We start from the raw sequence: 21,689 nt of genomic DNA, 5'->3' as shown, positions 1-21,689 counted from the left end.
TGGGCGCAGAGTAATGTGCCCATTTTATTTAATCTTATAGTGACTGACAGGTTTCTTAAAAAGAGAGGATTCTTTTTCAGCGCTTTAACAAAGGCTTTCTGTCGAAATAGCCTTTGGCATTGTAAAAGCAAACATCCTGAATCAGCTTGCTCAGCATCGCTTCATCATCAGGAATTTCTCCCTCAATTGCCCATTGTCCCACCAAGTTACAAAGCAGACGCCGGAAATATTCATGGCGCGTGTAAGACAGGAAACTACGTGAGTCGGTTAACATACCAACGAACTGGCTGAGTAGCCCCATCTGTGATAGCTGTGTAAGTTGACGCAACATGCCATCTTTCTGGTCATTAAACCACCAGCCCGAACCAAACTGTATCTTCCCGCCCACACCACCGCCCTGGAAATTACCACACATCGTTGCCAGGACTTCGTTATCTTTAGGATTCAAACAGTAGAGGATCGTTTTTGGTAATTCATCGGCGACATCCAGAGCATCAAGCAAACGAGCAAGGCTCCAGGCGATTGACGTATCACCAATAGAATCAAAACCGGTATCCGGCCCTAATTGCCGATACATACGAGTATTATTATTACGAATGGCACCGAGATGTAGCTGCATGACCCAGCCACGCGCAGCATACTGGCGGCCGAGCCATACCAGCACCGCGGTAGAGAACTGAGCAATTTCATCCTCTGTTAATGTCTCACCTGCCAGGCGTTTACCGAGAATAATATCCAGCAGACTGACTTCCGGAACCGGTGCAAAACGTAAAATATCAATACCATGGTCAGCAGAGCGACAGCCACAAGCATCAAAGTGATCAAGACGACGGGTCAGAGCCCGGCATAAATCAGCGAAGCCGGTAATATTCACATCCGCAGCGGCCTGTAATTTACCGATATAGTCGGCAAAACCATCCTGTTCGATTTTAAACACTTTGTCAGGACGCCAGCTTGGCGCAACTTCAATTTCAAACTGACTGTCCGCAGCTATCTGCTGATGGTATTCCAGAGAATCTACCGGGTCATCGGTGGTTCCGACCATATGCACCTTCATTTGACGCATAATGCCACGGGCAGAAAACGCCTCAGTGGCCAGTTTCTCATTACACTGGAGCCAGATAGCTTCGGCTGTTTTCGGACCAAATAACTGCCCCGTAATGCCGAAAGGACGACGAAGTTCGAGATGAGTCCAGTGATAAAGTGGATTACCTAAGGTTTTGGGTACCGTATCAGCCCAAGCGAGGTACTTTTCCCAGTCGCTGGTTTGTTTACCCGTGATTAAAGACTCATCTACCCCGGCACAGCGCATCGCACGCCATTTGTAGTGATCCCCTTCCAGCCAAATCTGGCCGAGGTTATCAAACTGACGATTTTCAGCGATATCCTTGGGGCTTAGGTGACAGTGGTAATCATAGACGGGCATCTCTGCTGCATACTGATGATAGAGTCTGCGGCCAATTTCATTTTTTAGTAAAAAATCGTCCGTCATAAATGCTGCCATTGTTTCTCTCCTGTGCTGGCGAAGATAGCGATGCCCCAGGGTGTCATTTTTCACTGCATCCAGAGAGAGCGTCGCCATATTGACTATCCGAAATGATTCAACCAGCCTGTATAAACAAGCTACTTACAGGAGCAAAACTCCGGGTGCCACCAAGTATAGACAAACGATAAGATTCGGCTGTTCACACTACGGAAACGCCCAAGCAACTTGAACTATGACAGATATGTTGACCAAAAAGCTGGTAGCAATAGGTATCACAAAAAAGTGTGAAGTAGCACAAGGATTGAAGCGTACTTGTAGAAAGATCAAAAAATACAATTCTGACGGTTCAGTTTGGAGATGTACATCGCACAACTGAGATTTCGGCCATTGCTTTAAAAAATAAACACTAATAAAACTCCGCTTCATTTTATCAGTTAGTTTTTCTTTTATTATCACTCGAGTGCATAAATAAAAAGCAACTCTAAAAGCACAGCGTAACAGCGCAGACGGATAACTCGTCGTTCGTCCGGTTCTGGCTGGTGTATACCCCAAATAATTCGAGTGGCGTGTAGGCGCGAAGTGAGGCGCGTCGATGAGCACAGATAAACGATGTGATTCAGCGCCCTTCACGCGCGCAACAGCCAAGCAACTCAGACACAGATAGCGATAAACGCCGCCTCTTGTCGCAGGTATGTCACTCTATAAGCACTTTCTGGTTCTGCCTGAAGCCTGTTCTGTTCCGGATAACGGCCGGCATCCGGACTGCTCAGACATGTTGATATGTCTATTAATTGATACAATTGATGCATATGAAATTAATCTTCCGTGAAGCTAATCACAATTGTCATCATTCTCGATAGACAATTTTATTGTTTCCAATAATGTTAGGTTATCTTTAATGGGAGACTATATAAAATGTTCCTCTGCTGTCAGACATCTTATATCTCAAAATGGTTTAACATTGACAACCGAATCGTCAATCACATCCCTTAATAGCCTCTGTTAGTTCATTCCTATACTCCAGAACGGGTTTATATAAATCTGTTTTGTCTTATGCATCATAAATTATTTTTGTTTCTATAAAACGGTTATAACTTGGTCTTTCGTGTATTTGATTCATACGAAGAACACTTTATTTCAGTTATACCTCAGAAACCTCAATAACGATGCGAGTATTTATGTTAATTAACTTTATCGATGACATATCAATATCGGTAACGGCATTGCTATGACTCAATTAAAACATTAAGGGCTGTATCATGAATAACTTTAAACACTTACCTGAACCGTTCCGCATCCGTGTTATTGAACCAGTAAAACGTACGACTAGAGAGTACCGCGAAGAAGCGATCATTAAATCAGGTATGAATCCGTTCTTACTGGATAGTGAAGATGTGTTTATTGATTTATTAACGGATAGTGGTACTGGTGCTATTACACAAAATATGCAAGCAGCCATGTTCCGTGGCGATGAAGCCTACAGCGGCAGTCGCAGTTATTATGCTTTAGCAAACGCGGTGAAAGACATTTTTGACTATCAGTATACTATTCCTACTCACCAGGGGCGTGGTGCTGAGCAAATTTATATTCCGGTACTGATTAAAAAACGTGAGCAAGAAAAAGGTCTTGACCGCAAAAAAATGGTTGTCTTGTCCAACTATTTCTTTGATACCACTCAGGGTCACAGCCAAATCAATGGCTGTACTGTTCGTAACGTTTATACAAAAGAAGCCTTCGATACTTCAGTACGTGACGACTTTAAAGGTAATTTTAATCTTGAAGAGTTAGAAAGAGTCATTCTTGATGTCGGTGCCGCACATATTCCTTATATTGTCGCGACCATCACCTGCAACTCAGCCGGAGGTCAGCCAGTTGCTCTGAGCAATTTAAAAGCCGCCTATGAAATTGCTCAAAAATATGACATTCCAGTCGTAATGGACTCCGCTCGCTTTGCTGAAAATGCCTATTTTATTCAGCAGAGAGAGGCTGAATATAAAGACTGGAGCATTGAAGAAATTACCCGTGAAACCTACAAATATGCTGATATGTTAGCTATGTCGGCAAAAAAAGATGCCATGGTGCAAATGGGGGGACTGTTGTGTATTAAAGATGACAGTTTCTTTGATGTTTACACCGAATGTCGTACCCTTTGCGTGCTCCAGGAAGGCTTCCCTACCTATGGTGGTTTAGAAGGTGGTGCCATGGAACGTCTGGCTGTAGGTCTGTATGACGCAATGAACCAAGACTGGCTGGCCTATCGTATTACTCAGGTACAGTATCTGGTAGAGGGGCTCGAAGCTATCGGTATCTACTGCCAGCAAGCCGGGGGCCACGCAGCATTTGTTGATGCAGGAAGATTGCTTCCACATATCCCATCCGATCAGTTCCCCGCCCAGGCTCTGGCCTGCGAACTCTATAAAGTAGCGGGTATCCGGGCTGTCGAAATAGGTTCATTCCTGCTGGGGCGCGATCCTAAAACCGGTGAACAGTTACCTTGCCCGGCAGAATTACTGCGATTAACCATTCCTCGTGCGACCTACACACAAACCCATATGGACTTCATTATTGAGGCCTTTGAGAAAGTTAAAGAGAATGCCAAAAATATTAAGGGACTGACCTTTACTTATGAACCTAAAGTACTGCGTCACTTTACTGCAAAATTAAAAGAAATCGAATAACCGACATCAATAACGGTCATATTTAATATGGCCGTTATCTTTTTAGACAGAACATCATTTAAATACCTATAATAATTCAAATAACGTGCAGATACTGTACTCAGCCAGCAAACAAGCATTAACAGGTGCTCTTATTTACTGAGTTATGTAAACACAGAAAATATATTCTAATGTATTCACGTCACATGAAAAAACTGAAGTGTGATGAATATTAATATTTGAACGATTACCGGTATAAACTCTGCTTATTGATCAATAAGGAAGTGCGATGGAAGAAAACACAAATGCCAGACACTCCTCCTTCTGGGGCATAATGGTTATTGCCGGAACAGTTATTGGAGGAGGAATGTTTGCATTACCCGTTGACCTCGCTGGGGCGTGGTTTTTCTGGGGTGCATTTATTTTAATTATCGCCTGGTTTTCAATGTTGCATTCTGGGCTACTATTATTAGAAGCAAATTTAAATTATCCTGTTGGCTCCAGCTTCAATACTATCACCAAAGATTTACTCGGTAATAAATGGAATGTTTTCAGTGGCATCACCGTTGCCTTTGTACTCTATATATTAACTTATGCTTATATCTCGGCAAACGGTGCCATTATCAGCGAAACCATCGCAATGAACTTTGGTAGTCACGTGAACCCGCGAATTGTCGGGATCAGTACAGCCATTTTTGTTGCTGCGGTGTTATGGGTCAGTTCATTAGCAGCCAGTCGCATCACTTCATTTTTCCTTGGCTTAAAAATCATCGCCTTTGTGGTGGTGTTCGGTTCATTCTTCTTTAAGGTGGACTACTCTATTCTGAGGGATATCAGTAGCGTTGAGGGTAGTGAAAGCTTCTATTTCCCTTATATTTTTATGGCTGTTCCCGTCTGTCTTGCCTCTTTTGGTTTCCATGGAAATATTCCGAGTCTGATTATTTGTTACGGCAAACGAAAAGACAAACTGATCAAGAGTATTGTTTTTGGTTCCTTGCTAGCACTGAGTGTTTATCTGTTTTGGTTATATTGCACCATGGGTAATATCCCACGCGAAAGCTTTAAAGAGATCATCGCTTCTGGCGGCAACGTTGATTCATTAGTTAAATCCTTCCTCGGCACCAATACTAGCGGAGTAATGGAGTTCTTCCTGCTGTTATTCTCGAACCTGGCTGTGGCCAGCTCCTTCTTTGGGGTGACTTTAGGACTGTTCGATTATCTGGCTGACTTGTTTAAAATAGACAACTCAAACTCAGGGCGTTTTAAAACTATTCTGTTAACCTTTATTCCCCCTGCTCTGCTCTATCTGCTATTCCCGAATGGTTTTATCTATGCCATCGGAGGTGCAGGGCTCTGTGCAACTATCTGGGCCGTTATTGTGCCAGCAATCCTTGCCCTGAAATCCAGACAACGTTTTCCAACACAAATGTTTACCGTGTGGGGAGGCCGAATCATTCCGGGTCTGGTCATCGCTTTTGGTGTTCTGGTGATAGCCTGCTGGTTCGGTAGTATGCTCAGCATCCTGCCGAGATTTGGCTGATCGACTGTCATACCATAATCACCAGGTTAAAAATTTTTTAACCTGGTGATTAGTGGTTAAGAACCCTGTTGTTCCACAGGCATAATCACCGGTACATGAGAAGCAACATCCATCGGCAGAATACCGAGTAGGCGCGGATCTCTTTGTACTTCAACTTGATAGGAATAAGGAACAAATCCCGAACGAATATAAAACCGCAGTGCACCAGGACTATCAAAAGTACAAGTATGTACCCAAAAACGTTTGATAGGTCGCGACCATGCCAATTCGGATGCTCGGGACATCAGAGCCCTCCCCAATCCTTTACCTGTCGAGTTACCCACCAGCCCAAAATATCCTAGCTCACACTCCTCTGGCACAGAAAAATCGAGTTCAAGTAAGCCAATATCCTCGCTTCCCTGACGTACAGCGTAGATCTCAACGCTATCCCTGTTGAGGATAGCGGCAAGCTCCTCGTCTGGCATCAGGATCCGTGAAGACCATAACCACTCAGTGCCAATCTTACAATATAAGGTTCGATAAGCCTCAGGAGTTGGAGAGACTAAGGCTTCCAGAGTGACGCCGTCCGGAAACGAAACAGGTTCAGTAAGGGATTTTTCAAACATTTGAAGATTGGTCACCATCGTTGCTATCATGCCTGGGGCCAAATCAGAATAACCGAGAGGTAGAAATTCCTGCCGCTCACTCATATCTTATCACCTTCTTATGATTATTTTTTAAACTCTAAAATGTAGACGTCCTCACTAATGATGAGGAAGACAGGCAAAATCTAACTTATCATACTCAAAAGGAGATCTAATAATGAATGCTCGAGTACAGTGTTTGTTACAAAGAACAAGGCCACGAAAGCTTCACAAATTAAGTTCCGGATACAATGAAACAACTTTCCTATTTTTCGATATAGGGTAATGATGAACTCAATAGTCGGTTAGCGTCTAGGTTCCTCATAAAATCTGAAATAGTACCTTCTAGTCGATATCGCCTGAGTTTTTTATAATTTCCCGTCCATTATTTTAATATTACCGGCAAAAAAAACATCTGGTGAATAATATCATTCATTTGCTAATTACCATTTTTATGAAATGAAGAATATCCATTAACCAGTGAATAACACTATAAAAAATGCGTAGGGACGTATTTCACTAAAATTTATTTTATTTGTGATGCAAATATCCTTATCCACTAACTTTGTTACATCTTCCATTTCATATGAGCGGTTTTATCAAACATTAATCACATTATTTTTTATTCTTCTAATATCACACCATTTCACGTGACTTGTTTCACAATAATTCGCACATTTTCAGATTATAAAACGCTCACCGAATGATTGTTTTATTCTCAATGGAAACACCTATGCCATTTTCTGTGCAGGAAACACTATTTTCTCTTTTGCAGCTCAACGCTATTTCAGGACATGAAGGGGAAGTGGCTGATGTCATGCAAACGGCCTTCAATAAGAACGCAAAAGAAGTCTGGCGAGACCGTTTGGGAAATGTCGTTGCCCGCTATGGCAGTGATAAACCTGACGCCCTTCGTTTGATGATTTTCGCTCATATGGATGAAGTCGGTTTTATGGTGCGTAAAATTGAATCTAATGGTTTTTTACGCTTTGAACGAGTTGGTGGCCCGGCACAAATCACCATGCCTGGATCAGTCGTTACTCTCATCGGTAATAAAGGCCCCATCCCGGGATGTATTGGCATCAAAGCTTATCACTTTGCAAAAGGCGATGAACGTACCCAATCCCCTTCTATCGATAAACTCTGGATTGATATTGGTGCCAGAGACAAAGCTGATGCTGAGCAAATGGGGATTCAGGTTGGTACCACTATTACTTTGTATAACCCTCCTCAACTCCTTGCTAATGATCTTGTTTGTAGCAAAGCGCTAGATGACCGTTTGGGCTGCACTGCGCTATTGGGGGTAGCAAATGCGATTGGTGATAAGCAGCTAGACATTAATGTTTTTCTTGTCGCATCAGTTCAGGAAGAATTCAATATTAGAGGAATTGTCCCTGTATTACGGCGTGTCAGACCCGATCTGGCAATAGGCATTGATATTACACCATCCTGTGATACCCCAGACTTACAAGACTATTCAGAAGTCAGAGTCAATCATGGTGTCGGAATAACCTGCCTCAATTACCACGGACGCGGTACCCTGGCGGGTCTGGTCACGCCACCACGTTTAATTCGCATGTTAGAACAAACCGCTCGCGAGAATAATATTCCAGTGCAACGCGAAGTCGCTCCTGGGGTCATCACTGAAACAGGTTATATCCAGGTTGAACAAGACGGTATTCCTTGCGCCAGCCTGTCTATTCCTTGTCGCTATACCCACTCTCCCGCCGAAGTCGCCAGTTTGCGAGATTTGACGGACTGTATTCGTTTACTGAGCTCTTTAGCTGGTATGCCAGCAGAGTATTTTCCCATTGAGCCTGAGTCAGGCACCATACAAGAGGCACCTTAATTATGAAAAAGATCCTGGTTGCATGCGGAACTGGCATGTCAACGTCCACAATGATTGCTCACAAACTGCAAAATTTTCTGTCAGAAGAGGGTATTGCTGCCAATACATCACAATGCTGTTTGAGCGAGATCCCTCTGAACTGTAGCGGTATGGATCTTATCGTCACGTCTATGCGTATCAGTAATGACTACGGTGTTCCTGTACTTAATGGTGCTGCATTACTAACTGGCGTTAACGATGATGCTTTGAAACAAGAAATTAAGGCTCTATTAACTCAATAACCAGGAGGCACTATGTTTGATTACATCCTGTCTCTTGGCGGTACCGTTTTCGTACCGATCATTATGATAATTATTGGCCTGATTTTCCGCATTCCCTGGTTACAAGCAATAAAGGCTGGGGTCACGGTGGGTATTGGTTTTGTCGGTATGGGGCTGGTTATCGTTATGGCGATAGATAGTCTAAGCCCACCGATTAAAGTCATGATTGAACGCTTTGGTTTGACTCTACATGTCTTTGATGTAGGTGCAGGGCCAGCTTCTGGTATTGGCTATGCGACTGCTATCGGCGCAATGATCATTCCCATTATTTTTCTACTCAATATTGGCATGCTGGTTACTCGCTTAACCAAAACTATGAATGTCGACATTTACAACTACTGGCACTATGCCATTACTGGTACGGTTGTTCAGTTGATTACCGGCAGTCTGATTTATGGGATGCTCGGTGCTATCTGTCATGCAGCACTGTCATTAAAAATGGCGGACTGGACGGCAAAAAGAGTCCAAGCGATTGTTGGGCTAGAAGGAATTTCTATCCCACAAGGTTATGGCTCAAGTTCAGTACCTTTATTTGTACTGCTCGATAACATTTACGAAAAAATCCCATTCCTGAAAGGACGCAACATTGACGCTCAGGATATTCAGAAGCGTTATGGGATGGTGGGCGACCCGGTAATTATCGGCGTGGTGTTAGGCCTCATGTTTGGTCTTGCTGCCGGAGAGGATTTTAAAGGTTGTGCCAGTCTGATGATCACCGTAGCCGCAATTATGGTGTTATTCCCACGAATGATCCGCCTGATAGTTGAAGGATTGATGCCCATCTCCGATGGGGCACGCAAGTTTTTCCAGAAATACTTTAAAGGACGTGAAGTTTATATCGGTCTGGATACTGCAGTAACGTTGGGACACCCAACCACCATCGCTGTTGGCCTGTTGCTTATCCCGATCATGCTTATTCTGGCCAGTATTTTACCAGGCAATAAAGTCCTCCCCTTGGCTGACTTACCCGTAGCACCCTTTTTTATCTGCATGGCCACCGTTATTCACCGTGGTGACCTGATTCGTACCTTGCTCAGCGGAATTATTGTCATGATAACTGTTCTGCTGATTGCCACACATTTTGCTCCGTATTTTACCGAAATGGCCCAGAAAGGCGGCTTTAACTTTGCCGGTGATAATGCACAAATAACGGCGTTATCAGTGGGTAATATGTTTGGTTGGTCTATCTCCGAAATTATGTCACTGGGCATTATTGGAGTCGTTGCAGCAGTCGGTATTGTTGCAACCGTCGTTCTTCTCTTACGTAAACGTGAATTGTCAGAATAAGGAGTTCATCTGAATGAGTTGGTTAAAAGAGGTTATCGGAACTGAGAAAGCCGTTATTGCTATGTGTCATTTACGTGCATTACCTGGCGATCCGGGTTTCGATGTACAGAAGGGAATGAACTGGGTTATTGACCGTGCATACGATGACTTGACGGCATTACAAAACGGCGGTGTGGATGCAGTCATGTTTTCCAACGAGTTTAGTCTTCCTTACTTAACGAAAGTCAGACAAGAAACCACAGCAGCAATGGCTCGTATTATCGGTCAGTTAATGACCGAAATTCGTCTTCCTTTTGGCGTCAATGTGTTGTGGGATCCCATCGCGTCTCTTGATCTTGCAATGGCTACCGGTGGTAAATTTATCCGTGAGATTTTTACTGGAGCCTATGCCAGCGATTTTGGCGTCTGGAATACTAATGTCGGTGAAACTATTCGCCATCAGCATCGTATCGGAGCTGGTCATGTAAAAACGTTATTCAATATTGTACCTGAAGCGGCTGTTTATCTGGGCAACCGGGATATCTGCTCGATTGCAAAATCTACAGTCTTTAACAATAACCCAGATGCACTATGCGTGTCTGGCCTGACTGCGGGTGTACGCACTGATACGGCTCTTCTTAAAAAAGTGAAAGAGACTGTTCCACATACTGTGGTGCTCGCTAATACCGGTGTCTGTCTGGAAAATGTGGAAGAGCAACTGAAAATTGCTGATGGCTGTGTCACGGCAACCACCTTTAAGAAAGACGGTGTCTTTGCCAACTTTGTTGACGAATCGCGAGTCGCGCAATTTATGGATAAAGTTCGGCATGTTCGCCAATAAAAAGAGGATAAGCAAAACGCTTATCCTCTGAAGAAAGTCATACTTTTACTACGGATCCTCGTTGTCTTCGCCAAAAGTATCGACGCGGATCCGTACCAGAGTAACTGGAACCAAGAAGGAGTCAATAATCAATGATCAATGATGTTAAGTGGATACAAGCCCGACGTCATGCAAAGAACTGGCAGCAGGCTATTGATATTGCAGCTCACCCTCTTATCTTATTTGGTGCTGCACAACCTCAGTATCTGGATGGCATTATTGAAAATACCTTGAGCTGGGGACCCTATTATTTAATCGCCCCAGGCGTTGCCCTGCCTCACGCGCGCCCGGAACAAGGAGCAAACCATAACCAAATTACTGTGACAACATTATCAACTCCAGTCGAATTCGGCCATGAGGATTGCGATCCCGTCTGGTTATTACTTTGTGTTAGCGCGATCGATGCCAATGAGCATATCAAAATTATCCAGAAAATAAGTCAGCTTATTGACTCACCAGAAATTCTCATCACATTGCGTGAAGCGCAAACTGACGAAGATCTGTATTCATTAATAGCTAATTCATTAACGGCTAATTAACGGAGGCAACAATGCTCCTTCACCCTTCTCTGGCATCAGCGAATCCGTTGTATTACGGGAGAGAACTGGCTGCATTAGAAAAAGAAACCATCGGTTCCATTCATCTGGATATCGAAGATACCAGTTTCATCAGTAATATTACTTTTGGAATGAAGACCGTGCGAGCTATTGCCAGGCAAACGGCACAACCCCTCTCTTTTCATTTGATGGTTTCCCAGCCTCTCATTTGGTTGCCATGGCTCGAAGAAGTGAAACCCGCGTGGATTTTTGTCCATGCTGAAGCACTGGAAAATCCGTCAGAAGTATTGGCAGCTATCCGTTTAATTGGTGCAAAGGCGGGGCTGGCATTTAATCCGTCTACCGATGTCATGAGTTATCGCTATCTGGCAGCACACCTCGAAGCACTGATGATAATGACTAGTGAGCCTGATGGTCATCAGCAACAATTTATTCCACAAATGTGCGAGAAAATTATCCAAGTTCGACAATATTTTCCGGATACAGAATGCTGGGTTGATGGAGGCATTACACTAACGGTATCAACATCGTTAGCGCAGGCAGGCGCACAACATTTGGTCATTGGCAGAGCGTTATTTACATCTACAGATTACCACTCCACGCTATCTCAATTTACTGCTATTTCAACGGAGTTTGATCCCAATGAATAAAGATCGTCCCAATCGAATCAAACAGATGCTGCATTATCTTTGGCAGCATCGTAACCTCACTACTCAGCAAGCCATTGAACTTTTCGGCTTTGCGGAGGCTACGGTTCGTCGGGATTTTCAGTATATAGCCAATAACTATCCAGGTATGAGCCGCAGCCATGGCAGACTCAATTTTGACGACAGAACCGACGATAAAGAGTACTTATTTGATGTAAAACAGACCCTGCAGAGCAATGCCAAGCGTGAAATTGCCGCCCAGGCGCGCACTCTGATAAAAGACGGCGACTGCTTCTTTCTTGACTCCGGGTCAACCTGTCTGGAATTAGCAAAATGTCTCGTCGATGCCAGAGTCAAAGTGATTTGCAACGATATCAAAATAGCCAATCAATTAGGCTGTTTTTCCCATGTTGAGAGTTATATCATCGGCGGCCTGATCCGTCCTGGCTATTTTACCGTAGGAGAAAGCATAGCCCTTGAGATGCTCAATTTATTTTCTGTGGATCGAGCATTTATTTCCTGCGACGCCCTATCGCTGGAAACAGGGATCACAAATGCAACGATGTTTGAAGTAGGAGTAAAAAAACGCATCATTCAGCGTTCCCGAGAAATTATCTTAATGGCAGATCATTCAAAATTTAATACCGTGGAATCCCACGCCGTAGCGACGCTTTCTTGTATTAAAACCATCATCAGCGACAGCGACTTACCGGATACCCTGAAGTTCCGCTACCAGCAATCGGGCTGCCAGATACTGACACCATAGAGTCATTCGCAGCGTAGCAGCGCTTTCATATCTACTACGCCAGAACACCAATCGATTAGAAAATCATGCTACCAATAAATGCCAGCAGGAAGGCTATCGTTCCTAGCAACGTTTCCATTACGGTCCAGGTTTTGAAGGTAGTTTTCTCATCCATTTCCAGGAAACGATCCTCCAGCCAGAAACCAGAGTCATTGACGTGGGATAAGACAGCAGCACCACCAGCAATAGATACAACAATAAAGCACAAATATAACTGACTAAGCCCAGTCGCCCCCTCAACCATCAGAGCAACCAGTGCCACGGTAGTAGTCAGTACTACCGTTTCAGATCCCTGTGCAACACGAAGAACTGTAGAGATAACAAACGCAGCAACGATCACAGGCATAATCTACAAAACAAAAATACCGAAAAAAATCAATCCATATATAGTGGCAGAGACAAAAACACAGTTAATCTAATTATGAAAGAGGTTCTTGCATCACTCTGCAATCTTAATAACTTCCGCGTAAAATGGTTGTATTGCCTGGTAAAAAGCAATTTTTGACTGTCAGTTTCAGCCACTTTTGAATGATGATCACAAATTTCAGTTTTTTTAATCACGCTCATCACATTCCACGTTTTATCTCTCTTCATTTGGAAATAATTAATATACATTTTACGAGCGATTACTCTAGTAATTTAAAATAAAGGAGTATTTAATGCTGACAATTATTGGAATGTTAATTATTATTACTATCGTAATGCTACTGATGATGGGGAAAACCAGTCCCATAATTGCCATGTCCGTAACACCACTTTTTGGTGCATTATTAGCAGGTTACTCAATTTCTGATATTTCTGGTTTTGTTGACTATGGATTTCAGAAGGTGGGGAACGTTGCTGCTATGTTTATGTTTGGCATTTTATTCTTTAGCCTGATGAAAGATCTTCATATCTTCAATCCTTTTATTCGCCTGATGATTAGCATCACACGTGGAAATGTGATTATTGTCGCCATGGTTACCGCACTGGTCTCAGCCGCCGTACATCTTGATGGTTCAGGTGCAGCGACTTTTTTAATTATCATTCCAGCCTTTTTGCCGCTTTATCGCAGACTAGGAATGAGCCCCTATTTGATGCTACTGATTATGTGCACCAGTATGGGGGTAATGAATATGGTGCCGTGGGGAGGGCCTCTTGGACGGGCCTCTGCCGTTACTGGCATTCCTGCTGCGGCATTATGGCAGCCACTGATCCCGGTACAAATTACGGGTGTTATGGCCTCAATGCTGGTAGCAGGTCTGTTTGGCTTGCGTGAAAAGAAACGTATTGTCCGGGCGGAATTACAAGGAACAACACCCTATGAGCAGGATTCTCTGCTCAGACAATTTGACGAAATCGATGACGATACTGGCTCAGAGAAACCGAAAAAATTCCTGATTAATATTTCTCTGGTCTTAGCTGTGGTAATCAGTCTGGCCCTTGGACTGCTTTCTGCCCCCTATATTTTTATGCTGGCACTATCCGCAGCGCTGATCATTAATTTCCCGAAAGTAAAAGATCAGGTCAGTACGATCAGTCATCATGCCCCGCAGGCATTAACCATGGCTGCGATCATTCTTTCCGCAGGTGTCTTTCTCGGCGTGCTGGGGAAAGGCGGCATGCTGGAGTCAATTGCCCGTGATTTATTGGTGCTTATTCCTTCCAGCATGGTGCATTATTTCCATATCGCAATCGGTATTTTAGGGGTGCCGCTTGATATTTTCACCAGCACTGATGCTTATTATTTTGCTCTGTTACCTATTGTGCAGAATATTGCCGCAAGCGTGGGCGTATCCGCTCAAGATGTGGTTTACGCGATGGCGATTGGTAATAATGCGGGAACCTTTGTGAGCCCGTTTTCTCCTGCAGTCTGGCTCGCCGTAGGTCTTGCCGGTGTCGATATGGGACGCCATATCCGCTACTCCTTTCTCTGGATTTGGCTGTTTAGCTTTATTACTCTCGGTATCGGTTACGGATTGGGATTATTTTAATTATCTCACTTAAAACGATTAACGGCGTCCAAATAGACGCCGTTAATCGTTAAAATAACCACAAGATAAAGATTACTCGCGGATAGTGTCATCCCCGAAGCCAATCCACTTGTAGGTGGTCAGTGCTTCCAGGCCCATAGGACCACGGGCATGCAGTTTCTGAGTACTGACCGCCACTTCTGCCCCGAGGCCAAACTGTGCGCCATCAGTAAAGCGAGTGGAGGCATTCACATAGACCGCTGAGGAGTCAACTTCGTTAATAAAGCGGTTCGCGTTACGTAATGTGCGAGTCAGAATCGCGTCAGAATGCTGGGTGCCGTATTCCCGAATATGGCCGATAGCCTCATCCAGATTGGCGACAATCTTCACATTCAGATGCAGAGATAGCCACTCGTCGCGATAGTCAGCATCTTTCACAGCTTCAACCGCTGCCGGGCCATTGCGCAACGCTGGCAGTGACTTTTCATCCGCATGCAGAGTTACACCGCTGTTCGCCATACGCTGGCTCAGTACTGGCAGGAAACTTTCTGCGATCGCTTCATGTATCAGCAACGTTTCTACCGTATTACAGGTACTTGGACGCTGAGTTTTCGCATTAACAATGATATCCAGCGCCGGTTCGAATTCCGCAGAGTCATCGACCAGAATATGGCACACACCAATTCCCCCAGTGATAACCGGAATAGTCGATTGTTCACGACACAGTTTATGTAACCCGGCGCCACCGCGAGGGATCAGCATGTCAATATAGCGATCCAGGCGCAGCATTTCCGCTACCAGCTGGCGGTCAGGATTCTCAATCGCCTGAACAGCCGCTTTCGGCAAACCACAGGCTTCCAGAGCCTGTTGAATTACTTTTACCGTGGCATTATTGGTACGCCAGGTCTCTTTGCCACCGCGCAGAATCGCTGCGTTACCGGTTTTCAGGCATAAAGCGGCAACATCAACCGTGACGTTAGGCCGCGCTTCATAAATAACGCCAATCACACCTAACGGTACGCGGCGGCGTTCAATACGCAAACCGCTATCCAGTAATCCGCCGTCAATCACCTGCCCCACTGGATCGGCAAGATTACAGACCTGGCGCACGTCATCAGCAATATTTTTTAACCGTGCGGGGGTAAGCTGCAGACGATCCAGTAATGCTTCACTTAAACCATTTTTACGGGCTTCGTCGACATCCAACTGGTTCACCGTCAGGATCTCGTGCGCCTGAGTTTCCAGCGCTTCGGCAATTTTTTCCAGTACGCGGTTTTTTTCACGCGCAGAGAGTAAAGCTAACTGGTAGGAGGCCTCTTTGGCCGCTTTGCCCATTTCATCCAGCATATTCTGCTCCTTATTTAACAATCATGTCATCGCGATGAACAGCAACCGGACCGTATTCATAGCCAAGAATGGCACCAATTCGCTGAGAATGGTGTCCGGCGATACGTCGCAGTGCATCACTGTTATAACGGCTTACGCCATGGGCAATATCTCGTCCATTCAGGCTACGAATTCGAATCACTTCCCCCCTGGAGAAATTGCCTTCGACTGTTTTAATACCTTTAGGCAACAATGAGCTACCGCGTTCCAGCAGTGCAGTGAGAGCACCATCATCGATGGTGATTTCACCCGCTGGAGGCGCGCCAAAGATCCAGCGTTTACGTGTTTCCAGCGGCGATGTTTCAGCGTGGAAGCGTGTTCCTACCGCATAGCCTTTAGCCACATCACTGATAACACCAGACTTGGAGCCCGCGGCAATAATGACATCAATACCTGCACGACAGGCAACATCAGCAGCCTGGAGCTTGGTCCCCATTCCGCCTGTCCCCAGCCCCGATACGCTGTCACCCGCTATAGCGCGCAGCGCATCGTCAATCACATGTACATCCGTTATCAGCTCAGCCAGGGGATTATTACGCGGATCGGCGGTATACAGTCCCTGCTGATCGGTCAGTAACAGGAGTTTGTCTGCATCAGCGAGGATCGCGACCAGAGCCGAAAGATTATCATTATCGCCGACTTTAATTTCCGCCGTAGCAACCGCATCATTTTCATTAATGACCGGGACAATATTGTTATTCAGCAGCGCCCGCAAAGTATCCTGAGCGTTAAGAAAACGTTCACGATCTTCCATATCGGCACGCGTAAGGAGCATCTGTCCGACATGGATACCATAAATCGAAAACAGCTGTTCCCAGAGCTGAATCAGGCGGCTTTGCCCGACCGCAGCCAGCAATTGCTTGGAAGCAATAGTTGCTGGCAGTTCCGGGTAATTCAGATGTTCACGTCCGGCAGCAATCGCTCCCGAGGTCACAATAACAATACGATGGCCATCAGCATGCAACTGTGCACACTGACGAACTAACTCGACAATATGGGCTCGATTCAGGCGACGCGAGCCACCGGTTAATACGCTAGTGCCCAGTTTTACCACTAGCGTCTGGCTATCACTCATTTTTTGCCGTCTCAACAAAATGGGAAAATTTAAAAAATCTATCTGACGTTTTAACAGGACTGACAGAACTTGCCAACAGGCGGGAGACAAAACAGAAAGAAAAAGGACAAGATCTTCTACGCTGCGCTTTTTTTATGACATTTTGATGATTAATAAAATTTTTTTTATAGATCGGAACTTTTTTGCACTCTGTCATAAATCTTTAATCTCTACAGGCTAAAAACTCCCATGAATTTTACTGGAACGCCACGATTTGAACCAAATTGTAGGCTTTAACCATCTTGGGATGAAAAATGAAAAAAAGCACACTGGCAATACTGGTACTGGGTTTAGTTGCTTCGCAGGCCTCTCAGGCTGCTGAAATATATAATAAAAATGGCAACAAACTTGATCTGACTGGACGCGTTAAAGCGTTGCATTATTTCACCGATAATAAATCCGATCGTGGTGATAAAACCTATGCCCGTATTGGTTTTAAGGGTGAAACTCAGATTAATGACCAGCTGACAGGTTTTGGTCGCTGGGAATACCAGTTATCAGGCAACAAAGCAGAAAGTGATTCAGAAGCCGGTAAAACACGTTTTGCCTTTGCCGGTTTAAAATACGGTGATTACGGTTCATTCGATTACGGTCGTAACTACGGTATTCTGTACGATATCGCAGCAGGTACTGACGTATTACCTGAGTTCGGTGGCGATGGACTGGTTAAAACCGACAACTTTATGACAGGTCGTACTACCGGTGTTGCCACTTACCGTAACAACAATTTCTTTGGTCTGGTTGATGGCCTGAAATTCGGTCTACAATACCAGGGCAAAAATGAAGGTAGCCGTTCCGCCAGTAAACAAAATGGTGACGGCTTTGGTACTTCTCTGAGCTACGATATCGGCGATAGCGGTGTGAGCCTGGGTGTTGCTTATACGACCTCCAGCCGTACCTCAACTCAGAAATCTCAGTTCCTGGGGAACGGTGATAAAAAAGCACAAGCCTGGGGTACTTCACTTAAATATAACCAGAATGATATCTACCTGGCTGCCATGTATGCTGAAGCACGCTATATGACACCGGTATCAGGTACTGCGGTTATCAATAACGTTTCCAGAAGCGTCAGCGGTGCTGCTAACAAGAACCAAGTTTTTGAAGCCGTTGCTCAGTACCAGTTTGACTTTGGCCTGCGTCCATCCATTTCCTATGTTCAGTCAAAAGCGAAAGAGCTGAATGGCATTGGTGATGCTGACCTGGTTAAATATATCGATGTTGGTGCAACCTATTATTTCAACAAAAACATGTCGACCTATGTTGATTATAAAATCAACCAGCTGAAGAGCGATAATAAGCTGGGTCTGAACAGCGATGATACCGTTGCTTTAGGTTTGGTCTACCAGTTCTAATTGATGCTTGTCGATAAATAACAGAAAGGGGCTCAATATTTGAGCCCCTTATTTATTTATATCTCACTCTCAGAATTAAACTACCAGGGCCTTAGTCTCTTCTGACAGGTCTTCTGAAGGAACCAGTTCAATATCTAAGGCCACCAGCAGCTCTTTCAGGCGTTTGAAGAAAACCTGTAAGGTATTTTCTACTTGCTTATCAATCTCCTGACTACCTGATGGCGTCGCCGTCCAGTGGCCGTTTTTATCGAATAAACCAAAATGATAGCAGTAAGTCAGCTGATTATTTTGCGATTCCAGTTCCAGCCACCATCCCCAAAATTCACGTTTTTCGGGTGCAGGTTTGGCATTAACACAGACAGCAAGGCAGTCGAAGAAAAAGCGAGAATCCTGGCACTGCTCCTCACGAATATAGGGGCCAAGATCGGTAAACTTTTTTATTAACCGACCTCGCGGATGTCCGTTCACTAATGTCATTCAGTTCTCCTTATATTATTTTACCCTGAGATACTCATTTAAATTAGCTCAATCGATGCTTTATCCATTCAACAATATCCAATAGCGCTTTGTCGAAATTTTTATACACTGGACTGACAGGTATCGACAATAACTTACCGTCAACAGATGACGAAGTTATTAAGCGTGATTCCTCTTCCGGACTAAAGGAATCATTTGCCCAATAACCTGAAAGCATCGGCGTCGGGCAACGACGTCCTAATAATCCCTGGGTTTTAAGTGAGTAGCGATTGAGTTCAATACTCAGATTAGCATCAGAAATATTATTCATTCCTAAACGGCTGGCAAAGACATCAATCAGCATATCCGGGACTTTCTCCTGACGTTTGGGATCGGTCAGTAAGGTATGTACTATCGGCCCCAGGCAGGCTACTGCTTTCAGGCGGTGTGATTCAAGATAAGCTAAACGTACCGCCACATTGGCACCAAAACGGAAGCCAAATGCAGCAACCCGGGTATGGTCTATCCACGGAATATCAGGCAGAGCTTTCAATACTTGCTGATGCAAATAACTGGAATCTTGCGTCAGTTTCCATTTTGAGGAAAAACCAACGGAGGGCATGTCGAGCGTAAGCATCGCAATACCAAGTGGTGCCAGATATTCAGCAAACAGGTTGTAGTAATCACTTTGTAAATTATCCAGCCCGCCGCACATCAGTACCGTCGGGAAAGGACCGCTGCCTTCCTGCGGTATATGCAGAAATCCAGTTACTGTTCCGCCACCTTCAACAGGGAATGACAGTTCACGCAGCCCCCCGGACAGGCGTGGGGCTGCCTCTTCATAAGCACGATTAGCCAGAACCTGGGCTTGTTCTGCCAGAGCATCACCTTTTATATGAGGATAAGCGGCAATACTGTAAAGCGTTGACGCCTTCAGCCAATACTGGCCTGTTTTCTCTTCATCTTGTTCATTACTGGCTCTTTGCTGCCAGAGCATCGCTTGTTTGGACCACTCATAAATCCAGTTACCGCCCCGATAACCAATGACTGTATCCAGCAACTCATCATTCGTGCGTTCCGTTTGCGTGCAAGCGATACGCGCCTGAACATCCAGAATATCTCGAGGATCCACTCCGCGCCAAATCCATAACAGGCGATTAATCATGCGATACCAGTGGGGAACGGTATCGCCGTCCAGCGCAGAATGAACAGTAGAGGCCATATTCGAGTGGGCCCTGCGCACTAAGGTTGAGGTTTCCGGATGTTTAAAACGGGGTTTGAATAAGGTTTCACTAAGATTGGCTTGCGACATCTGTTGTTCTGCCTCGGTAAATGAAAGAAATTACTGTTATTGTACTCTGATAACGAGCAAATAGCCTAAAAGTCACCGAATATTCCTGACAGTAACGCACCAGAGACGATATTACTCAGTTTAATACCTGAGGAACTATGAGGCTATTTGACATAAAGGCTGATAACAGATTCACACGGCATGGCCTGAGGGCGTAAAAAAATACGTTGCGATTTAAGTCCAGCCGGGGGGCAAAAAAACCACACGCTGGTCGCTCCCCACGGGAACGTTAATTCCTGCCGGAACAGAAAATCGCCTCAGAGCAAAGCATCGGTTTCTCCGCTGGGTTCTTTATTAAAAATGGTTCCTGGTGGTATAAAAAAGGGAAGTATACAATTAATATCTTAAATCTCAGGCTCAATGGCAGTGAGACCTGGCATGACAAAAAATGAAATTTATCTTGATATATTGAGTTCATCTTTGCCTTATTTACGTAATATTGCCACACATAGTTTATTCAGGCGAATCAAAGAGCGCTCTGTATACTATGAGACGGAACTGATTCATTTTACCGTCTCCTGGCTAAAGATGAAATTGATAGTGGTGATATTCATTTTTTGAACCACCATTGCAAATATTATTTTCATAATTGCAATCAAGATATCAGCATGCTTTATAATGGTAACATTAAAAACATTTCAAAGCTTTTCTCTATAGTTCCCGAGGAGTTAAAACCTCAACTTATATGGGATGGTCCTGGTGCTAATACTGAATAAATTGATGTGTCGTTATTATCTTAATTCATTGTCAAGCCAACTGAATTATTCAACGGGTTATCTTTATAAAGAGCGTTATTTTTTCAATATACGAAAATCAAGAAACAGGCATTGATTATTTTCTATAATCTTTTGCCAAAATAAATATCAAGACAACCCCAAAATAAAATACCCTGTCAGTATAATGCTGACAGGGTATCGGTTATTTTTCAGAACTGCACATTATGTGCAGTTTTTTGTCCGGAAAATTAATCGCGTCCGGCCAATGGTGGCACAAATACCACGCCCATATCCCAGGGCTGTTCAATCCAGGTATTTTGTGGAATATCGATTACATAGTCATCAACCAGTGGTTTACCCGCAGGTTTGGCAAAAATGGTCACAAAGTGAGCTTTAGGATACATTTCGCGAATCGCGACGGCGGTACCGCCTGTATCAACCAAATCGTCAATCACGATAAAGCCTTCACCATCACCTTCTGCACGTTTCAGAACTGTCAGTTCGCGTTGGTTATTATGGTCATAGCTTGAAATACACACAGTATCAACGTGACGAATTCCCAGCTCACGAGCCAGAAGTGCGCCAGGCACTAAACCACCACGACTTACAGCAATAATGCCTTTCCATTGTTCAGCAGGTAGCAGACGCAGTGCCAGCTTACGGGCGTGAATCTGCAACATGTCCCAAGTGACGACGTATTTTTCGCTCATGTGTAGTGCCCCGGCCGCTCAG

General features: G+C 44.5%; 19 protein-coding genes and 1 pseudogene. 12 read left to right on the top strand and 8 right to left on the bottom strand.

Going from position 1 to position 21,689, the window contains the following annotated elements; all coding sequences use genetic code 11:
• Positions 1-76: 76 nt before the first annotated feature.
• Complete coding sequence (gene uxaC / locus Q1A40_RS19110) at positions 77-1,504, bottom strand: glucuronate isomerase (RefSeq protein ID WP_300003915.1); 1,428 nt, start codon at positions 1,502-1,504, stop codon at positions 77-79.
• Positions 1,505-2,401: 897 nt separating this feature from the next.
• On the opposite strand from uxaC, the gene tnaC reads away from it, so the two are divergent.
• The 3 genes from tnaC to tnaB all read left to right on the top strand — a co-directional run bounded on the left by tnaC (position 2,402) and on the right by tnaB (position 5,683).
• Positions 2,402-2,479, top strand: a complete 78-nt coding sequence (gene tnaC / locus Q1A40_RS23225; protein WP_367275767.1) for a tryptophanase leader peptide — start codon at positions 2,402-2,404, stop codon at positions 2,477-2,479.
• A gap of 266 nt (positions 2,480-2,745) precedes the next feature.
• On the top strand, positions 2,746-4,164 hold the full coding sequence (tnaA, locus tag Q1A40_RS19105; RefSeq protein WP_300003862.1) for a tryptophanase: 1,419 nt from the start codon (positions 2,746-2,748) through the stop codon (positions 4,162-4,164).
• 268 nt (positions 4,165-4,432) lie between these two features.
• Positions 4,433-5,683 carry a low affinity tryptophan permease TnaB gene (tnaB, locus tag Q1A40_RS19100; protein ID WP_300003859.1) on the top strand — a complete coding sequence of 417 codons (1,251 nt, stop codon included), beginning with the start codon at positions 4,433-4,435 and terminating at the stop codon, positions 5,681-5,683.
• Between the two features lie 56 nt (positions 5,684-5,739).
• Here the strand turns inward: tnaB and Q1A40_RS19095 are convergent, their stop codons facing one another.
• Positions 5,740-6,372, bottom strand: a complete 633-nt coding sequence (locus Q1A40_RS19095; RefSeq protein ID WP_300003856.1) for an N-acetyltransferase — start codon at positions 6,370-6,372, stop codon at positions 5,740-5,742.
• Positions 6,373-7,039: 667 nt separating this feature from the next.
• Here Q1A40_RS19095 and Q1A40_RS19090 point away from each other — a divergent pair.
• The 7 genes from Q1A40_RS19090 to Q1A40_RS19060 all read left to right on the top strand — a co-directional run bounded on the left by Q1A40_RS19090 (position 7,040) and on the right by Q1A40_RS19060 (position 12,591).
• A complete protein-coding gene (locus Q1A40_RS19090) occupies positions 7,040-8,155 on the top strand; it encodes a M42 family metallopeptidase (RefSeq protein ID WP_300003853.1) in 1,116 nt (371 codons plus the stop codon).
• 2 nt (positions 8,156-8,157) lie between these two features.
• Positions 8,158-8,436 carry a PTS sugar transporter subunit IIB SgcB gene (sgcB, locus tag Q1A40_RS19085; RefSeq protein ID WP_300003851.1) on the top strand — a complete coding sequence of 93 codons (279 nt, stop codon included), beginning with the start codon at positions 8,158-8,160 and terminating at the stop codon, positions 8,434-8,436.
• Positions 8,437-8,448: 12 nt separating this feature from the next.
• Complete coding sequence (gene sgcC, locus Q1A40_RS19080; RefSeq protein WP_300003849.1) at positions 8,449-9,762, top strand: PTS sugar transporter subunit IIC SgcC; 1,314 nt, start codon at positions 8,449-8,451, stop codon at positions 9,760-9,762.
• A gap of 13 nt (positions 9,763-9,775) precedes the next feature.
• The gene (locus Q1A40_RS19075) at positions 9,776-10,582 is read left to right on the top strand and encodes a BtpA/SgcQ family protein (protein ID WP_300003846.1); all 807 of its coding nucleotides are present in this window, start codon (positions 9,776-9,778) and stop codon (positions 10,580-10,582) included.
• A 131-nt stretch (positions 10,583-10,713) separates the two neighbouring features.
• Entirely contained in the window at positions 10,714-11,160 is a 447-nt protein-coding gene (locus tag Q1A40_RS19070) for a PTS sugar transporter subunit IIA (protein ID WP_300003843.1), read from the top strand.
• A gap of 11 nt (positions 11,161-11,171) precedes the next feature.
• The gene (locus Q1A40_RS19065; RefSeq protein WP_300003841.1) at positions 11,172-11,828 is read left to right on the top strand and encodes an epimerase; all 657 of its coding nucleotides are present in this window, start codon (positions 11,172-11,174) and stop codon (positions 11,826-11,828) included.
• Complete coding sequence (locus Q1A40_RS19060; RefSeq protein ID WP_300003838.1) at positions 11,821-12,591, top strand: DeoR/GlpR family DNA-binding transcription regulator; 771 nt, start codon at positions 11,821-11,823, stop codon at positions 12,589-12,591. Before Q1A40_RS19065 ends, Q1A40_RS19060 begins: the two co-directional genes overlap by 8 nt.
• 55 nt (positions 12,592-12,646) lie before the next feature.
• Here Q1A40_RS19060 and Q1A40_RS19055 read toward each other — a convergent pair.
• Positions 12,647-12,976: pseudogene (locus Q1A40_RS19055) on the bottom strand (GntP family permease); the annotation flags it as partial.
• Positions 12,977-13,289: 313 nt separating this feature from the next.
• Here Q1A40_RS19055 and Q1A40_RS19050 point away from each other — a divergent pair.
• Positions 13,290-14,603 carry a CitMHS family transporter gene (locus Q1A40_RS19050; protein WP_300003835.1) on the top strand — a complete coding sequence of 438 codons (1,314 nt, stop codon included), beginning with the start codon at positions 13,290-13,292 and terminating at the stop codon, positions 14,601-14,603.
• A 72-nt stretch (positions 14,604-14,675) separates the two neighbouring features.
• Here the strand turns inward: Q1A40_RS19050 and proA are convergent, their stop codons facing one another.
• Complete coding sequence (gene proA / locus Q1A40_RS19045) at positions 14,676-15,929, bottom strand: glutamate-5-semialdehyde dehydrogenase (protein ID WP_300003832.1); 1,254 nt, start codon at positions 15,927-15,929, stop codon at positions 14,676-14,678.
• Positions 15,930-15,939: 10 nt separating this feature from the next.
• Positions 15,940-17,043 (bottom strand): glutamate 5-kinase, encoded by a 1,104-nt coding sequence (gene proB / locus Q1A40_RS19040; RefSeq protein ID WP_300003830.1) that lies wholly within the window; start codon positions 17,041-17,043, stop codon positions 15,940-15,942.
• A 293-nt stretch (positions 17,044-17,336) separates the two neighbouring features.
• Between proB and Q1A40_RS19035 the strand changes: the two genes are divergently transcribed.
• The gene (locus Q1A40_RS19035; protein WP_300003828.1) at positions 17,337-18,434 is read left to right on the top strand and encodes a porin; all 1,098 of its coding nucleotides are present in this window, start codon (positions 17,337-17,339) and stop codon (positions 18,432-18,434) included.
• Between the two features lie 75 nt (positions 18,435-18,509).
• Here Q1A40_RS19035 and crl read toward each other — a convergent pair whose 3' ends face one another.
• The 3 genes from crl to gpt all read right to left on the bottom strand — a co-directional run bounded on the left by crl (position 18,510) and on the right by gpt (position 21,667).
• Positions 18,510-18,911: a sigma factor-binding protein Crl gene (gene crl, locus Q1A40_RS19030; protein ID WP_300003825.1), complete on the bottom strand. Its 402-nt coding sequence runs from the start codon at positions 18,909-18,911 to the stop codon at positions 18,510-18,512.
• Between the two features lie 43 nt (positions 18,912-18,954).
• The gene (frsA, locus tag Q1A40_RS19025) at positions 18,955-20,202 is read right to left on the bottom strand and encodes an esterase FrsA (protein ID WP_300003822.1); all 1,248 of its coding nucleotides are present in this window, start codon (positions 20,200-20,202) and stop codon (positions 18,955-18,957) included.
• Between the two features lie 1,003 nt (positions 20,203-21,205).
• Complete coding sequence (gpt, locus tag Q1A40_RS19020; RefSeq protein WP_300003820.1) at positions 21,206-21,667, bottom strand: xanthine phosphoribosyltransferase; 462 nt, start codon at positions 21,665-21,667, stop codon at positions 21,206-21,208.
• Positions 21,668-21,689 lie beyond the last annotated feature (22 nt).

The sequence above is a fragment of the uncultured Cedecea sp. genome (assembly GCF_947498825.1).
In the GTDB taxonomy this organism is placed as follows: Bacteria; Pseudomonadota; Gammaproteobacteria; order Enterobacterales; family Enterobacteriaceae; genus JGM124.
Note: the sequence above shows the minus strand (reverse complement) of the source record. Positions and strands in the feature narration are given on the sequence as shown.

Coding starts and splice junctions, on each gene's coding strand:
- tnaB (WP_300003859.1), top strand. CDS start 4,433: ATGGAAGAAAACACAAATGCCAGACACTCCTCCTTCTGGGGCATAATG.
- proB (WP_300003830.1), bottom strand. CDS start 17,043: ATGAGTGATAGCCAGACGCTAGTGGTAAAACTGGGCACTAGCGTATTA.
- crl (WP_300003825.1), bottom strand. CDS start 18,911: ATGACATTAGTGAACGGACATCCGCGAGGTCGGTTAATAAAAAAGTTT.
- Q1A40_RS19060 (WP_300003838.1), top strand. CDS start 11,821: ATGAATAAAGATCGTCCCAATCGAATCAAACAGATGCTGCATTATCTT.
- uxaC (WP_300003915.1), bottom strand. CDS start 1,504: ATGGCAGCATTTATGACGGACGATTTTTTACTAAAAAATGAAATTGGC.
- frsA (WP_300003822.1), bottom strand. CDS start 20,202: ATGTCGCAAGCCAATCTTAGTGAAACCTTATTCAAACCCCGTTTTAAA.
- gpt (WP_300003820.1), bottom strand. CDS start 21,667: ATGAGCGAAAAATACGTCGTCACTTGGGACATGTTGCAGATTCACGCC.
- tnaA (WP_300003862.1), top strand. CDS start 2,746: ATGAATAACTTTAAACACTTACCTGAACCGTTCCGCATCCGTGTTATT.
- sgcC (WP_300003849.1), top strand. CDS start 8,449: ATGTTTGATTACATCCTGTCTCTTGGCGGTACCGTTTTCGTACCGATC.
- Q1A40_RS19065 (WP_300003841.1), top strand. CDS start 11,172: ATGCTCCTTCACCCTTCTCTGGCATCAGCGAATCCGTTGTATTACGGG.
- proA (WP_300003832.1), bottom strand. CDS start 15,929: ATGCTGGATGAAATGGGCAAAGCGGCCAAAGAGGCCTCCTACCAGTTA.
- Q1A40_RS19090 (WP_300003853.1), top strand. CDS start 7,040: ATGCCATTTTCTGTGCAGGAAACACTATTTTCTCTTTTGCAGCTCAAC.
- Q1A40_RS19035 (WP_300003828.1), top strand. CDS start 17,337: ATGAAAAAAAGCACACTGGCAATACTGGTACTGGGTTTAGTTGCTTCG.
- Q1A40_RS19050 (WP_300003835.1), top strand. CDS start 13,290: ATGCTGACAATTATTGGAATGTTAATTATTATTACTATCGTAATGCTA.
- sgcB (WP_300003851.1), top strand. CDS start 8,158: ATGAAAAAGATCCTGGTTGCATGCGGAACTGGCATGTCAACGTCCACA.
- Q1A40_RS19075 (WP_300003846.1), top strand. CDS start 9,776: ATGAGTTGGTTAAAAGAGGTTATCGGAACTGAGAAAGCCGTTATTGCT.
- tnaC (WP_367275767.1), top strand. CDS start 2,402: ATGTTCCTCTGCTGTCAGACATCTTATATCTCAAAATGGTTTAACATT.
- Q1A40_RS19095 (WP_300003856.1), bottom strand. CDS start 6,372: ATGAGTGAGCGGCAGGAATTTCTACCTCTCGGTTATTCTGATTTGGCC.
- Q1A40_RS19070 (WP_300003843.1), top strand. CDS start 10,714: ATGATCAATGATGTTAAGTGGATACAAGCCCGACGTCATGCAAAGAAC.